The organism is Achromobacter sp. ACM02 (assembly GCF_014851605.1).
GTDB classification, from domain to species: Bacteria; Pseudomonadota; Gammaproteobacteria; order Burkholderiales; family Burkholderiaceae_B; genus Achromobacter; species Achromobacter aegrifaciens.
This window is the reverse complement of record NZ_JACUZY010000004.1, coordinates 564,004-577,812: the sequence shown is the minus strand read 5'-3', so window position 1 is coordinate 577,812 and position 13,809 is coordinate 564,004. Positions and strand designations below refer to the sequence as shown.

Sequence of the window (13,809 nt, the reverse complement as noted above, 5' to 3'; positions counted from 1 at the left end):
CGGCCATTGTTGAAGGCAAGGCGGAGTTTTGACAATCCAAATTAACTCAAGTTAATTTCGGAAAATCCGAATTTTCTGCAGCCCTGAAGCCATGTCCGTGCCCTTGAAGATCCAGCATCTGCGCCAGTTTCTGTTGGCGGCCGACCACGGCAGTTTCCGTCTGGCGGCCGAAGGCACATTCCGTTCGCAGGCGGCCGTGTCGGCGGCCATGCAGGATCTTGAGCAGCAGCTGGGCGCGCCGCTGTTCGAACCCGGCAAGCGCGCGCAGCTCACGCCCCTGGGTATCGCCGTGGCTCCGTTATTCCGCGAACTGCTGTCCACCCACGACCGGGTGCTGGACGCGGCGCGTCAGTTCGGCCTGGGCAGCCAGGGACCGGTATCGCTGGCGGTGATGCCGTCGCTGGCCGACGAGTGGCTGCCGCGTTTGCTGGAGCGCTATGCGCGCAGCCACCCCGCGATCCGCATCCGCGCCGTCGACGAGTCCTCGCAAGACGTGCACCGGCTGGTGCTGAGCGGTGAGGTGCAGGTAGGGGTGGCGGGGCAGGTGCCGCGCACCGCGGAGGTGGCGTTCGCGCCGGTGGCGCGCGACGCGTTCGGCCTGGTGTGCCGCAAGAGCCATCCGCTGGCGCGGCGGCGCGGCGCCGTGCCCTGGTCGGCGTTGGCGGGCGAGCGCCTGATAGGCAATGCCACCTTCGACACGCTGAAGAACCGGCAACTGGGCAGCGCCATAGAGGACCCGTTCATGGTGGTGTCGAACCGCGCGTCGCTCCTGGCCAGCGTGGTCAGCGGGCTGGGCGTGACGGTGCTGCCGGTGCTGGCGCGGCCGGCCGCCGCGACCGGACTGGCCTTCGTGCCGCTGGCCGAACCCACGGTCGAGCGCATCGTCGGCGTGCTGACCCGCAAGGAAGAAACGCTGCTGCCGTCGGTGGCTGCCATGCATGCATTGGCCCTGCGTTCCCTGGCCCAGTTCACGCGCCGCAAGGGCGCGATCCTGGTATAGCGGCCAGGCGTGCTGCGGCGCTAGACGCCGCAGGCGTAGATCATGAACTGGCGGAAGGCTTCGGCGGGCTTGGCCAGCCGCGCTTGCGGATGCCACAGCAGCCCGGCCTCCATGGGCGGGACGGCATCGGTAATGGGTACGGCCTCGATCTTGCGGCCCTCCAGCGACCACGGACGGTAGACCATGTCCGACAGCATCGTGACGCCGAAGCCATGCGCAACCAGCCCGCGAAGCGCCTCCATCGAGCGCGTGCGGAAGGCGATGTCGGGCTGCAGGCCGTGAGCGCGCCAGTAGGCCAGCGCGGAGCGTTCGCCTTCGTCCATTTCCAACAGGATGTAGGGATAGCCGGCAATGTCGGCCAGCGACGGCGCCGATGCCTGCGCCAGCGGATGGCCGGACGCGGTCCATAGCTGCCGCCGCGAGCGCACCAGCACCTGGTGGCCGAAGCGCTCGCGCCGTTCCACGTTGGACAGCAGCGCCACGCCCAGCTCGACCTCGCCGCGGGTTACGGCGGCTTCGATCTCGGGCCGGTCGAGGTCGACAAGGTCCAGCTCCACGTCGGGATAGCGCCGCCGGAAGCGCGCCAGCAGGTCGGGCAGGAAGTAGCCCAGCACCGTGTAGGACGCGGCGATCCTCACTGCGCCGCGCAGCGCATAGCGCTGGAAGCCGGGTTCACGCAGGGCGTCGTCCAGCGAGTCGAGCACTTCACGCGCCCGCTGGTGGAAGTTATGCCCTTCGGGCGTCAGGGTGACGCCATGCGGATGGCGGTCGAACAGCCGCACGCCCAGTTGCGCCTCCAGCGCCAGGACGGCGTTGGTGACCGCGGATTGGGAGACATGCTCGTCGGCGGCGGCCATGGAAAACCGGCCGGTCCGGGCGGCAGCCGCGAAGTAGCGCAGTTGGCGCAGGGTGACATCGTTAGCCATCTGTTTAACGCATACCTGATACCTGAATATATGAATATACGATAACCAGCCTGCTTCCTACACTGCGGCAAAACACCAAGAACCGGAACGCAGGAGACAAGCGTGGACACCCCCCTTTCCGCAGGCGCGGCCGATACCCATGGCCTGACGCTGGACGACAAGTACACCCGCAGCCGCGGGCGCATCTATCTGAGCGGCACCCAGGCCCTGGTGCGGCTGCCGCTGCTGCAAAAGCAGCGCGACCTGCAGGCCGGCCTGAACACCGGCGGCTACATCTCTGGCTACCGCGGCTCGCCGCTGGGCGGGCTGGACCAGGCCCTGTGGAAGGCCAAGCGCCACCTGCAGGCCAACGACGTGGTGTTCCAGCCCGGCGTGAACGAAGACCTGGCCGCCACGGCGGTATGGGGCTCGCAGCAGCTGAACCTGTTTCCGAGGGCGGCGCGCGACGGCGTATTCGGCATGTGGTACGGCAAGGGGCCGGGCGTGGACCGGTCGGTGGACGTACTCAAGCATGCCAATTCCGCCGGCAGTTCGGCGCATGGCGGCGTGCTGATGCTGGCGGGCGACGACCATGCCGCCAAGTCCTCGTCGGTGGCGCACCAGTCCGAGCACGTGCTGATCGCCAGCGGCATACCAGTGCTGTATCCGTCCAACGTGCAGGAGTACCTGGACTACGGCCTGCATGGCTGGGCCATGAGCCGCTACACCGGCCTGTGGGTGGCGATGAAATGCGTGACCGACGTGGTCGAGTCCAGCGCTTCGGTGGAAGTGGATCCGGACCGGGTGCAGGTGGTGCTGCCCGAAGACGTCTTGCCCGAAGGCGGCCTGAACATCCGCTGGCCCGACACGCCGCTGGCGCAGGAGGCGCGGCTGCTGGACCACAAGTGGTATGCGGCGCTGGCCTATGTGCGCGCCAACAAGCTGAACCGCGTGGTGCTGGATTCCCCGCAAGCGCATTTCGGCATCATGACCGCGGGCAAGGCGTATCTGGACGTGCGCCAGGCGCTCAACGACCTGGGCCTGGACGAGGCGGCCTGTAGCGAGGCCGGCATACGCGTGCTGAAGGTGGGCTGCATCTGGCCGCTGGACGCGCAGGATGCGCGCGAGTTCGCCACCGGCCTGAAAGAGATCCTGGTGGTGGAGGAAAAGCGCCAGATCCTGGAATACGCGCTGAAGGAAGAACTCTACAACTGGCGCGACGATGTACGGCCACGCGTCTACGGCAAGTTCGACGAACGCGACAACGGCGGCGGCGAATGGTCCACGCCGCGCGGCGGCTGGCTGCTGCCCGCGCGTCACGAGCTGTCGCCCGCGCTGATCGCCCGCGCCATCGCCGCGCGGCTGGAAAAGGCCGACCTGTCGGACGCGCTGAGAGCGCGCATCGCGGCGCGGCTGGCTGTCATCGACGCCAAGGAGCGCGAGGCTGCCCGTCCCACGCTGGTGGAAGAGCGCAAACCCTGGTTCTGTTCCGGCTGTCCGCACAATACCTCCACCCGCGTGCCCGAAGGCTCGCGCGCCGTGGCCGGCATAGGCTGCCATTACATGGCGATGTGGATGGACCGCAAGACCGACACCTTCAGCCAGATGGGCGGCGAGGGCGTCGCCTGGCTGGGGCAGAAGGATTTCACCGCTGAGCGTCACATCTTCGCCAACCTGGGCGACGGCACCTATTTCCATTCGGGGTTGCTGGCCATACGCGCGGCAGTCGCCGCGCACGCCAGCATCACCTACAAGATTCTCTACAACGACGCCGTCGCGATGACGGGCGGGCAGCCGGTGGATGGCGTGCTCACGGTGCCGCAGATCGCCGCCCAGATGCAGGCCGAAGGCGTGGTCAAGACCGTGGTGGTGACCGACGAGCCGGAAAAGTACGCCGGCGCTACCGCGTTGCCGCAGGGCGTGGAGGTGCACCACCGCAAGGCGCTCGACGACGTGCAGCGCGCCTTGCGCGACATCGCTGGCACGTCGGTGCTGATCTACGACCAGACCTGCGCCACCGAGAAGCGCCGCCGCCGCAAGCGCGGCGAGTATCCCGATCCGCCGCGCCGCGCCTTCATCAACGAGTCGGTCTGCGAAGGTTGCGGCGACTGCTCGGTGCAATCCAATTGCCTGTCGGTCGAGCCGCTGGATACGCCGCTGGGCACGAAACGCCGCATCAACCAGTCGTCCTGCAACAAGGACTTTTCCTGCGTGGAGGGCTTTTGCCCCAGCTTTGTCACGGCGGAAGGCGCGACGCTGCGCAAGCCGGGAACGGGCAGGGATCTCCCCGCGTTGGCCGAACCGCCGCAGCCCGACCTGGCAGGGATCCGTCCGCTTGGGGCCTACCGCGTGGTGATCGCGGGCGTGGGCGGAACCGGCGTCGTGACCATAGGCGCGCTGCTGGGCGCGGCCGCGCATCTTGAAGGCAAGGGCGTGACCGTGCTGGACATGGCCGGGCTGGCGCAGAAAGGCGGCGCCGTGCTCAGCCACGTGCAGCTGGCCAATCGCCCCGCGGACCTGCATGCCACGCGCGTGGCGCTGGGCGAGGCCGACCTGGTCATCGGCTGTGACGCGCTGGTGTCGGCGTCGCCCGAAGTGCTGTCGCGCCTGCGCCCGGACCATGGCCGCGCCGTGGTGAACAGCAGCGCCGCGCCGACGGCAGCCTTCCTGTCGCAGCCGAGCTGGCGCTTCCCCGGCGCGCAAGCCGAAGCCGCGCTGGCGCGCAGCACGGGCGGCAACTGCGATTTCATCGAGGCCGGCCCGCTGGCCGAGGCCCTGCTCGGCGACACCATCTACGCCAATCCGCTGCTGCTGGGCTATGCCTGGCAGCAGGGCGGCCTGCCGCTGGCGCTGGACAGCCTGCGGCGCGCCATCGAACTGAACGGCGTCTCGGTCGAAAAGAACCTGGCCGCCTTTGAACTGGGCCGGCAAGCCGCGCATCATGGCGCCGCCGCGCTCAAGCCGGCGCCGCGGGCGCAGGTGATGGCCTTGCCGGAGTCCCTGGACGGCCAGATCCAGCGGCTGGCGCAACACGTACGCGCCTATCAGGACGAGGCCTACGCCGCGCGCTTCCTGGATGCGGTGGCAGCGGTGCGGGCGCGCGAAGCTGCGCTGCCGGATCCGCAGCGTTTCGAGGTCACGCAGGCGGTCGCGCGCAACCTCGCCAAACTCATGACTTACAAGGACGAGTACGAGGTGGCGCGCCTGTACGTGGATCCGGCCTTCAAGGCCCGGCTGCGCGAGCAGTTCGAAGGAGAACCCGGCCGCGACTACCGGCTGCGCTATCACTTGGCGCCACCCGCGCTGGCGCGCCGCGACGCGCGCGGACGCCTGCAGAAGCGCGCCTACGGTTCGTGGATGGGACTGGCGTTTCGCGCGCTGGCGCCCATGAAGCGGTGGCGCGGCACCTGGCTGGACGTGTTCGGCAAGACCGCCGAACGTCGCATGGAGCGACAACTGGCGGCCGACTACCTGGCGCTGGCCGAGGAGTTCTCCCGCACGCTGGACGCGGCCAATCGCGCCACGGCGCTGGAACTGGCCGCGCTGCCTGACACGATCCGCGGCTATGGCCATGTCAAGGAGCAGAACGTCGAACGGGCGCGCGCGCGGGAAGCCGGGCTGTGGGAGCAGTACCGCGCGTCGGCGCGGGAAACGCTGGCGGCTTGAGGGGCTCGTGGCGTCAAGCCATCTGTTCGAGCAGCACGCAGTTGCGGCCGGTCAGCTTGGCCTTATATAGCAATTCGTCGGCGCGGCGCGACAGGTTTTCCAGCGCCGCCGTATCGCTGCCGCGGGCGTGGGCCACGCCGAAACTGGCGGTCATGCTGAAGCTGGCGCCTGCGCCGGCACTGAGCCGCGTTTGCGCGATGCTCAGCCGCATGCGTTCCGCGATGTCCCGGACGCGGTCGGGGTTGCGGCTGCGGCACAGCACCGCGAACTCTTCGCCGCCCACGCGCGCGACCACGTCGGATTCGCGGAAGGTCTTGCGGCACAGATCGGCCACGGTCTTGAGCGCTTCGTCGCCTGTAGCGTGGCCGTGCGTGTCATTGATGGACTTGAAGTGGTCGATGTCGAACAGGATGAAGCCCAGACCGCTCTGCGGATCGTTGCGGATATCGTCCAGTGAAGCTTCCAGGCGCTTTTCGAAGGCGCGGCGGTTCAGCAGGCCGGTCAGGAAATCCGTTTCGGCCATGATGGCGAGGTCTTGAATCAGGCGGTCGCGTTCGAGTTCCAGCTTACGGACGGCGGTGGCGTTGTCGTTGAGCACGTTCAGCGCCTTGAACATGCCGTTGACTTCGCCCCGGTACTGGTCGGCGGGAATGGGCGGCACATCGCCGCCTTTCGCGATCGCGCCGATGATGTTCGTGGCGCGGACGAAAGGCCGGATGACGCGCTTGCGGAACATGGTCAGGCCGATTATCAACGCGGCCGTGAGCATCGCCGCGGCCGCCAGGGTGGTCAGCAGCACGCGGATCGCGGCCTGGCGGTTTTCTCCGATGCGCCGCTCCACTTCGTTGAGCATCAGGTCGCGAAACCGGACGATGGACTTCATGCGCGGCACATAGTTCGCGCCGAGTTCGTACATCGACACCAATGACTCCTCCGGCGCCCGTTCGGCAATGGCGCGCACGCTGTCGAGGTAGCTCATGCCATCGCCGAAGTACTGCTGCTGCAGTTCGCGGTAGGCGAGGGAGGATGCGTATCGCGGCATGCTGGCGATGTTGGCGTCGATCAGGGCGCGCAGTTCGTCGATGCGGCCGATCACGCGTTCTATCCTCAGCTGATCGCTGGCGGTCAGCGTGCGGCGCTTGCTGAGGGCCGGCGCGAACGTGGAGCCGACCAGTCCCGCCTGTTCGCGCAGTTCGCCGGCCAGCAGCGCCAGGGACAGCAGGTCGAAGTCTTCGCCCTGGTTCCGGGCGACCAGGCCGATGCCGTCGGACATCGCGGCGCGCAGTTCGGGAACCACCGCCACCATGTCGCCGACCACTGTCCACAGGTTGTGGCCGGACGTGTTGGCGCGGGGCGCGGCGATGGCCGCGTCGGCGCTGGCGCGGGCGTTCAACAGGGACTCGCGGATGCGCTGGATGTTGGTGAATTCGCGGGCGCCGTTGGGATTGAGAGGTGCGCGGTAGAGCGCAAGCAGGTCGGCGACTTGCGCATTGGTGCGCTGGCGGGCTTCGGCCAGCGCGCGCAGGATGTTTTCGGGGACCGGCAGGTCGGAGCCCAGCGCCGAGTTCATTGGGCCGCGTTCGGCGGATACCGCTTCCATCGTCATCAGGGTCGTGCGGACTACGATGAAGCCCCGCATGGCGTCGTCGGTGGCGGCCAGCGACCGCCAGTTCTGCTGCACCACGATCACGGTCAGCATGGAGACCGGCAGCGCTACGCCGGCTGCCAGTGTCAGGAAATACCTTTCAAGGGATTTGAGAGCAAAGACATTGCGGAACATGCGTAAACATCGGCTCGGAACAATGACTGGTGGCCGGAGGTTACTTGAAATGGGCCGCCCAATGCATGGTTTTCCCGCCACAGTCCGACGGAACGAAGTTTGTATCGCTTTAAGTCGTAAAGTCTCATTTGCCAGCGCATTGCATCACTCTATTGCGAGCGCTTTCATGGCTTCTTCCAAGCCGCGCGGCGGGCCCATCATGGCCGCGCGACGGGCAGCTTTTCCAGCGCGTTCTTGAAGTCGGGATACTCCTTCAGGAAATCCAGGCTGCGCCCGAACCGCTTCAGGAGTTGGTCGTCCACCGTCAGATTGAGCACGGTTGCGCCATCCCACAGCCTTGGGCGTTTTTTTACATGGATCAGCACCTTCTCCGTGAACTCGCGGTAGGAGTCGTGCGGCTCGCATTGGTCGTAGTCCGTGGCGACGCGTTGCGCCAGTCCGGCCTCCAGGCCGACCTGGCGCGCTTTCTCCTGCAGCCACGAGGCGGGCAGCGTCTGCAGGCTGCCGTCCCGGTAGCCGCCGCCGACGTCCGAATGGGCGCCGATGAACCAGCGCTGCTCGACCGGATGGTCGGCTGGACGCGGCTCGGAGTCAGCCAGCCGGGTCCACAGGGTAGGCGCATACGGTTCGCGGAATTCGTTGGTGGCGATTGCGTGATAGGCGTGATGGACGTGGTTGCTGAGTTCGGTGTCGTGGAAGTTGTAGAACCTGGAGAAACCCGGAAAAGGGATGCCGCCTACCGGTATGCCCAGGCTGCCGACCGTGTCCCAGACGCCGACGAAATGCACGTCGGTCTCGCGCGAGAAATTCACGCGGAAGGTCGCGGCTTCCAGCGAGGAGGGGATGCAGTCGTCGCGGTAGAGCGCATAGGCTTGCTCCACGTTGTTGTCGGAGGGATCGTTCAGCAGGCCGCATTTGCGCACCATGCCGGCCAGGCTGCGGGCGGAGTAGGCGCCACGGCTGAACCCGAACAGGAAGATGCGGTCGCGCGGTTGGTAGCGCTGGCAAAGCCAGCGGTAGCCCGTGCGGATATTGGCCGACAGTCCTGCCCCAAAGGCGCCGCCGGCGAACTTGTCGATGGCCGCCCACAGGCCCTGGCCCTGCGTGCCTACGCCTTCGATATAGAACGTCTCCTGCGTGGAGGTCTCGGGCGCCGCCTTGTAGAGTTCGTAGACGTTGGTGCGGTCATTGGGTTCGTTCCAGGTCCCGTCGAAGAATACGGCCAGATTCTTCACCATGATCGTTCTCCACAGATTGAGTCTTGCAATGAATCTGTTTGCTGGCATGGTCCGCGTCGTGCGCGACGGTAAGCTAGCACGGCGTTCGGACAACGCCGGGTGCATGGTTTCCCTGCTGCATGGACGTACACCGCTTTTTTGACTAGCTAATTGGTCGCAATCCAGCGCATTTTCTGGGTTCGCACGGCGGCGCGGGCGCAGGAGGAAAACTTCACTACATCAAAAGTAGCAATCCTCCAGGCAAGCGCGGGGAGGCCCGCACGCGTTGGCGGCCGCGCCGGGCATGGAGTATGTTGCGGGGCAGGGCGGCCGCGGGCCGCGCATCAATCGAGTAGATGTACATGGGACGTTTAGCCATATTGGGCGCCTTGCACGAAGAGATCGCCGACCTGCTGGCGGCGATGGATCCGGGCGCCGCCATTCACCGCATTGCCATGCGCGACTTCCACGTCGGCACCTTGTGGGGCACGCCTTGCGTGATTGCGTTGAGCCGGATTGGCAAGGTGGCCGCGGCTGCGACAGCATCCATCGTGATCCAGGAATTCAAGGCGTCGCGGGTGGTCTTCACCGGACTGGCGGGCGGCTTGCATGAGGATGTGGCGGTGGGCGATGTGGTCGTGGCCAGTGCGTTGATGCAGCACGACATGGACGCGCGCCCGCTGTTTGGACAGCATGAGATTCCCCTGTTGGGGCGCGAACGCTTCGATGCGGATCCGGTCCTGAGCGAACGGCTGCTGGAAAGCGCGGGACAGTTCGTGCGCCAGGGCGGCTTGCCGGCGGGACCAGGCGGACAGCCGCCGCGGGTGCACCATGGGCTCATCGCCACCGGCGACGTCTTCGTCAACAGCAATGACTATGCGCACCAGCTACGCCAGCGCCTGCCCGATGCGCTCTGCCTGGAAATGGAAGGCGGGGCGATGGCGCAGGTCTGCTACGAATTCGGCGTGCCCTTCGCTGTGCTGAGGGTGATTTCGGATCAGGCCGATCATGCCGCGAAGGCGGACTTCACTGACTTCCTGGTGAACCTGGCGCGGGTCTACACCGCCGGCATCCTGGCGCCCCTGCTGAAGTCGGGCGCGCTGCGGGAAGCCTGAGGCCGGCGCTGGTCAGCGGCCGGTGTCGGGGTAGTTGGGGCCGGCGTCGTGGAAGCCGCCCTGGCTGTAGGGATTGACCGCGCCGGGATGGGGCGGGCCGCCACTGCCCTGCGCGCAACCGGCCAGGACCAGGGCCGTGGCCATGAGAGTAAGCAAGCGGATCAGGGCGGATTTCATGGTGGTCTCCTGCGCGTACCGCTGCTGCGGGGCGCTGCTGGTCTGTCTTCGTTATTTTACGCTTTGACGGCAGCGCCAGTCCTGATCTTGCGTTTGGTCTGCGGCGCCGCGCAGCGCTGCTGATAGGCCTGCACCGCTCGGGAATTCGCGGCCTGGAAGTAGGGGTGCGGATGACCGGCCTCGCGCAGCGCGTCGTACATGCGCCCGCCCCACACGCATTGGGCCTCGGCTTGTTTCCAAAGCCCAGTGGCCAGGCCTTTTTGGCCGTGGCGCCACAGCGCCAGGCCGTAATCGGCCACGATTTCCTCGTCGCGCGGAATCTCGCGGTAGGACTGCTTCAGCAGGTCCAGCCCGCCGTCGACCTCGCCCCTCAGGACGAGGATCCAGCCCAGCGTTCCCAGGTTGTAGGGAAGGGCGCCGGCCGTGGCTATCGATTTGTGCGCTTGCGCCTCGGCTTGCGCCAGGTAGTCGGGAAAATCCGCCAGATAGTAGGCGATGCTGTTGGCCCAGTCGGGATCGTCCCGCAGCGGGACGTCGGCCTGGCGCCGCTGCAATTCCAGCGCGTCTTCCAGCGCCAGGGCGGGCAGGCCCAGCAGGCGTTCCAGCTTGAATCTTGCGCGCAGCACGTCATGATCCACGGGCTCGGATCCTGAGCGGGCGCGTTCCAGCCATAGGCGCGCCAGGTCGGCGCGGCCGGCCATCAGCAGCAGGTTGGCCATGTCCAGCTGTTGCTGCGGCTCTGCGCCGCAGGCGGCGGTATCCACCAGTTGCAGCGCGCCCTCGGCATCGCCCTGGCTGAACTTGCGGTTGATGGCGTCCAGCTCGTCGAAGCAGCGGCGGTTCTCTGCCGCATTGGCCTCGACCGAGATCGAAAGGGAGGCCGCCGGCCGGGCGTGGCTGAAGTAGGCGGTATTGCCCTGCGCGGTGCTGTACCCAAGGTCTACCCATTGCTCACCCCAGCGCACATGCATGGTGGTGATGTAAGGCCACCCCCCCAGCGGACCATTATCCCCGCCGCTCTGCAGCTGGAAAACACTGCCCCAGGCGCCGCTCCCTATGCGCCGGATCAAGGTGAAGTCTTCGGCGGAATGCGCCTCGCGGGTCCAGATCCAGGCGCTGCGGCCCAGCGCGTCGGTGACGCCGTGCACGATGCCGTCGTGGTCGGGCGTACCCTCGATGGCCTTGTCCGCGCCTGTCAGGAACAGGCGGTATGGCGTATTGGGAGCGATGCCGCCGCCGCGGCTGTTGTCCAGCCGCAGGATCAGGTAGCGGCCATGTTCACCCTTGCCGTACTGCGGCATGCCTTGGGGCGGCGTCGCGGGCGTGTTGCGGGTGGCGGCTTTCCGGGAGGACGAGCCGGCAGAGGCATATGCCGGCAAAGCCGCCTGGGCAAGCGCGAGCGCGCCGGACAACAGCAACGGGTACAGCCTGGTTTGCGGAAGCGTCATGGGTGCTGCTTGAGGTCTGAGCGGTGGAGCCTGAGAGACAGGCGGCATTCTCTCAGAGAACGCGGCGCGCCGCTGCCTGGCGAGCAATCGCGCCGGACGGTGCGTATCGGATGCAGCGGGATTCCTCCTGTGGCATTCTTGCGCCCGCACCCCGCCGCCGCACGCGGCGCATTCCCGTTCCATGATGCCGAAATTCTTCCTGCGGTTCTGTGATTTCCTGCTGCTCTCTGCTGCGGCGGCGCTGTTCGGCGCTTGCCTGACTTCAGTGCTGAAGACCGATGCCTACGGCTGGATGATTCCGGATGCGCCGTTCATGTACGGGCCGTTCGACTTCTACGTCGATGCCGCCTTGGCGGGGCTGGCCGGCCTGCTGGCGCTGGCGCTGGCCGAGCGCGCGGCGCGGGTGCGCCGTTCGGCCGCATGGCGGGCCGCGGCGACGCTGGCCGCCGCGCTGGTTGCGCTCTATCTGGCGCCGCCCGAGGCCCAGGTGTTCGGCAACACCTGGGCGCCTGGCGAGGCCACGATGGAACTGTTCGTGGCGCAGTGGCGCATGGTGCTGCCTATTGCGTTCGCCGTGCTGGCGCTGCGCCTGGGATTGAGGCGCCTGCTTGCGCGGTCCGGGGTCTAGCCCTGCTCCAGCCGGTAGAACTGCTGGCTTGCGATCAGCGTGGCGCCGCAGGATGTCTTCATGCCTTCCAGCGCGGTGCGTCGGTCCGAACTGACGGCGGCCGCGCCTTCGACGATGGTATGCGTGCCGCTGCACTTGGGGCAGGTGACGCGGTCGCCCAGCCGGGCCATGGGCTGGCCGAAGATCATTACTGTTTCGTCGCCCGTGACGACCACTCCGCCATGCGAGGTGCGGTCGCCCTTGCGTATCACCGATAGCTGCGCCATGGCTGCTTGTTGCCCTGTCAGTTTGGTTATGTGTGCTTACAGATAGGTGCCGTCCGGCGCCTGCCGCGGCGTGCCGGTGACGAAGCTGCCGTCGGGCGCCATGCGCACCGGACCGTCGCCGCCCAGATAGCGGCCGTCAGGCGCGCGCTGCGGCTTGCCGGCAACGTAAGTGCCATCTGGCGCGCGGGTGATGGGTCCGCCGTCGCCGACGTAGGTGCCGTCGGGGCAACGGCGCGGCTTGCCAATGATGAAGCGGCCGTCGGGCATCATGTGGAATGACTTGTTCATCGCGCATCCTTGTCCTGGGGAACCCGCATGATATCCAGGGTCCGTGATGCGTTTTGTAATAGGACGTGTCATCTTCAAACGCGCAGTCGTTACAGATATGGGAGGATCGGTCCTCTTGTCGCTGCCCGCCGCTGGCCCGGCGGCAGCGATCCTGCCATCCGACCAGATCTATATGAGCGATATCGACACATTGCTGCAGCCCATTGCGGGCGAGGCGCCCTGCGGCGTCGACATGGTGTTCTCAGCCGAATTTGACGCCATCCGCGAAGCCCGCCGCCACGATGATCCGAACCTGGACCAGGGCGACTGGGTTATCGACATCAAGGAGGCCGACTGGCCGGAAGTCATCCGCATTTGCACCACGGTGCTGCGCGAACAGAGCAAGGACGTGCGCGTGGCCGCCTGGCTGGCCGAGGCCTGGGCCAAGACGCGCGGCTTCGCCGGCCTGCGCGACGGCTATCTGCTGGTGGACGGCCTGTGCCGCCACTACTGGGACGGCCTGCATCCCGTGCCGGACGAGGGCGACGTGCAGCAGCGCGTGGGCAACCTGGCCTGGCTGCTGGCACGCTCGCAACAGCTGATCCGCGAGCTGCCGCTGACCCAGTCGGAGGGCGGGCGCTATGGCGCGGCGCTGTGGGACAGCGCCTCGCAACTGGCCAACGCGGTCAAGCGCGCGCCGCAGAACGCGGCCGAGATCACGCGCGGCAAGCTCACGCTGGACCAGTTCGACGCGGCGCGGCGCGACACGCCGCCCGCTTTCTATTCCGAACTGGAAGGCAATCTGCAAAGCTGCTTCGCGGCGCTGGATACGCTGGAACAGACCCTGGCGCAACGCCTGGGCGACGAGGGCCCGGCCTTCTCGCCGGTGCGTGACGCGCTGCGCGACGTGACCGAGCTGACCCGCCGCTTCGCCCGCGACGCCGGGCTGCTGGTGCGCGCGGATACCGCGGCGCCGGCCGCTTCCACCGCTGCGCCCGCAGCTGCCCGGATGGAGCCGACCTTGTCCGCTGCCGACCCTGTTTCCGCCGCGCCCGCAGCCGCGCGCGGCCCGCTGCAAACGCGCGAGCAGGCGCTGGCGCAGCTGCGCGAAGTGGCGGAGTTCTTCCGCCGCACCGAGCCTCACAGCCCCGTGGCCTATCTGGCCGACAAGGCCGCCAGCTGGGGCGAGATGTCGCTGCACCTGTGGCTGCGCACCGTCCTCAAGAACGGCGATGCGCTGTCCGGCCTGGAAGAGCTGCTGGGCGTGCCCAAGCCGCCGGACCACAACGGCTGAACGCAAAGTCACTGTTTGCACAAGCCGGCCCGCGCGGGCCGGCCAA

General features: G+C 67.2%; 12 protein-coding genes. 5 read left to right on the top strand and 7 right to left on the bottom strand.

What is annotated here, in order from left to right; translation table 11 throughout:
- The first annotated feature begins 91 nt into the window (after positions 1 to 91).
- On the top strand, positions 92 to 1,000 hold the full coding sequence (locus tag IB258_RS15150) for a LysR family transcriptional regulator (protein ID WP_192352797.1): 909 nt from the start codon (positions 92 to 94) through the stop codon (positions 998 to 1,000).
- Positions 1,001 to 1,020: 20 nt separating this feature from the next.
- On the opposite strand, the gene IB258_RS15145 is transcribed toward IB258_RS15150, so the two are convergent.
- Positions 1,021 to 1,926, bottom strand: a complete 906-nt coding sequence (locus tag IB258_RS15145; RefSeq protein WP_054452074.1) for a LysR substrate-binding domain-containing protein — start codon at positions 1,924 to 1,926, stop codon at positions 1,021 to 1,023.
- Between the two features lie 102 nt (positions 1,927 to 2,028).
- Between IB258_RS15145 and IB258_RS15140 the strand changes: the two genes are divergently transcribed.
- Positions 2,029 to 5,571 carry an indolepyruvate ferredoxin oxidoreductase family protein gene (locus IB258_RS15140; protein ID WP_192352796.1) on the top strand — a complete coding sequence of 1,181 codons (3,543 nt, stop codon included), beginning with the start codon at positions 2,029 to 2,031 and terminating at the stop codon, positions 5,569 to 5,571.
- A 13-nt stretch (positions 5,572 to 5,584) separates the two neighbouring features.
- On the opposite strand, the gene IB258_RS15135 is transcribed toward IB258_RS15140, so the two are convergent.
- Entirely contained in the window at positions 5,585 to 7,351 is a 1,767-nt protein-coding gene (locus IB258_RS15135) for a diguanylate cyclase (RefSeq protein WP_119450366.1), read from the bottom strand.
- A gap of 197 nt (positions 7,352 to 7,548) precedes the next feature.
- Positions 7,549 to 8,589, bottom strand: coding sequence for a DUF2235 domain-containing protein (locus IB258_RS15130; protein ID WP_054452058.1), 1,041 nt, complete (start codon positions 8,587 to 8,589; stop codon positions 7,549 to 7,551).
- 341 nt (positions 8,590 to 8,930) lie between these two features.
- Here IB258_RS15130 and IB258_RS15125 point away from each other — a divergent pair, with 341 nt between their 5' ends.
- Positions 8,931 to 9,683 carry a 5'-methylthioadenosine/adenosylhomocysteine nucleosidase gene (locus IB258_RS15125; RefSeq protein ID WP_192352795.1) on the top strand — a complete coding sequence of 251 codons (753 nt, stop codon included), beginning with the start codon at positions 8,931 to 8,933 and terminating at the stop codon, positions 9,681 to 9,683.
- 12 nt (positions 9,684 to 9,695) lie between these two features.
- On the opposite strand, the gene IB258_RS15120 is transcribed toward IB258_RS15125, so the two are convergent.
- Both IB258_RS15120 and IB258_RS15115 read right to left on the bottom strand, forming a co-directional pair.
- Positions 9,696 to 9,860 (bottom strand): hypothetical protein, encoded by a 165-nt coding sequence (locus IB258_RS15120; RefSeq protein ID WP_175212640.1) that lies wholly within the window; start codon positions 9,858 to 9,860, stop codon positions 9,696 to 9,698.
- Between the two features lie 56 nt (positions 9,861 to 9,916).
- Positions 9,917 to 11,308 carry a tetratricopeptide repeat protein gene (locus IB258_RS15115; protein ID WP_225590389.1) on the bottom strand — a complete coding sequence of 464 codons (1,392 nt, stop codon included), beginning with the start codon at positions 11,306 to 11,308 and terminating at the stop codon, positions 9,917 to 9,919.
- A gap of 181 nt (positions 11,309 to 11,489) precedes the next feature.
- Here IB258_RS15115 and IB258_RS15110 point away from each other — a divergent pair, with 181 nt between their 5' ends.
- Entirely contained in the window at positions 11,490 to 11,936 is a 447-nt protein-coding gene (locus IB258_RS15110) for a hypothetical protein (RefSeq protein WP_225590388.1), read from the top strand.
- Here IB258_RS15110 and IB258_RS15105 read toward each other — a convergent pair.
- On the bottom strand, positions 11,933 to 12,202 hold the full coding sequence (locus IB258_RS15105) for a PAAR domain-containing protein (RefSeq protein ID WP_042795237.1): 270 nt from the start codon (positions 12,200 to 12,202) through the stop codon (positions 11,933 to 11,935). The two genes, IB258_RS15110 and IB258_RS15105, sit on opposite strands and share 4 nt — an antisense overlap.
- A 36-nt stretch (positions 12,203 to 12,238) precedes the next feature.
- Positions 12,239 to 12,490: a hypothetical protein gene (locus IB258_RS15100; protein ID WP_054452057.1), complete on the bottom strand. Its 252-nt coding sequence runs from the start codon at positions 12,488 to 12,490 to the stop codon at positions 12,239 to 12,241.
- Positions 12,491 to 12,662: 172 nt separating this feature from the next.
- On the opposite strand from IB258_RS15100, the gene tssA reads away from it, so the two are divergent.
- Positions 12,663 to 13,763, top strand: a complete 1,101-nt coding sequence (tssA, locus tag IB258_RS15095) for a type VI secretion system protein TssA (RefSeq protein WP_192352870.1) — start codon at positions 12,663 to 12,665, stop codon at positions 13,761 to 13,763.
- The last annotated feature ends 46 nt before the right edge of the window (positions 13,764 to 13,809 follow it).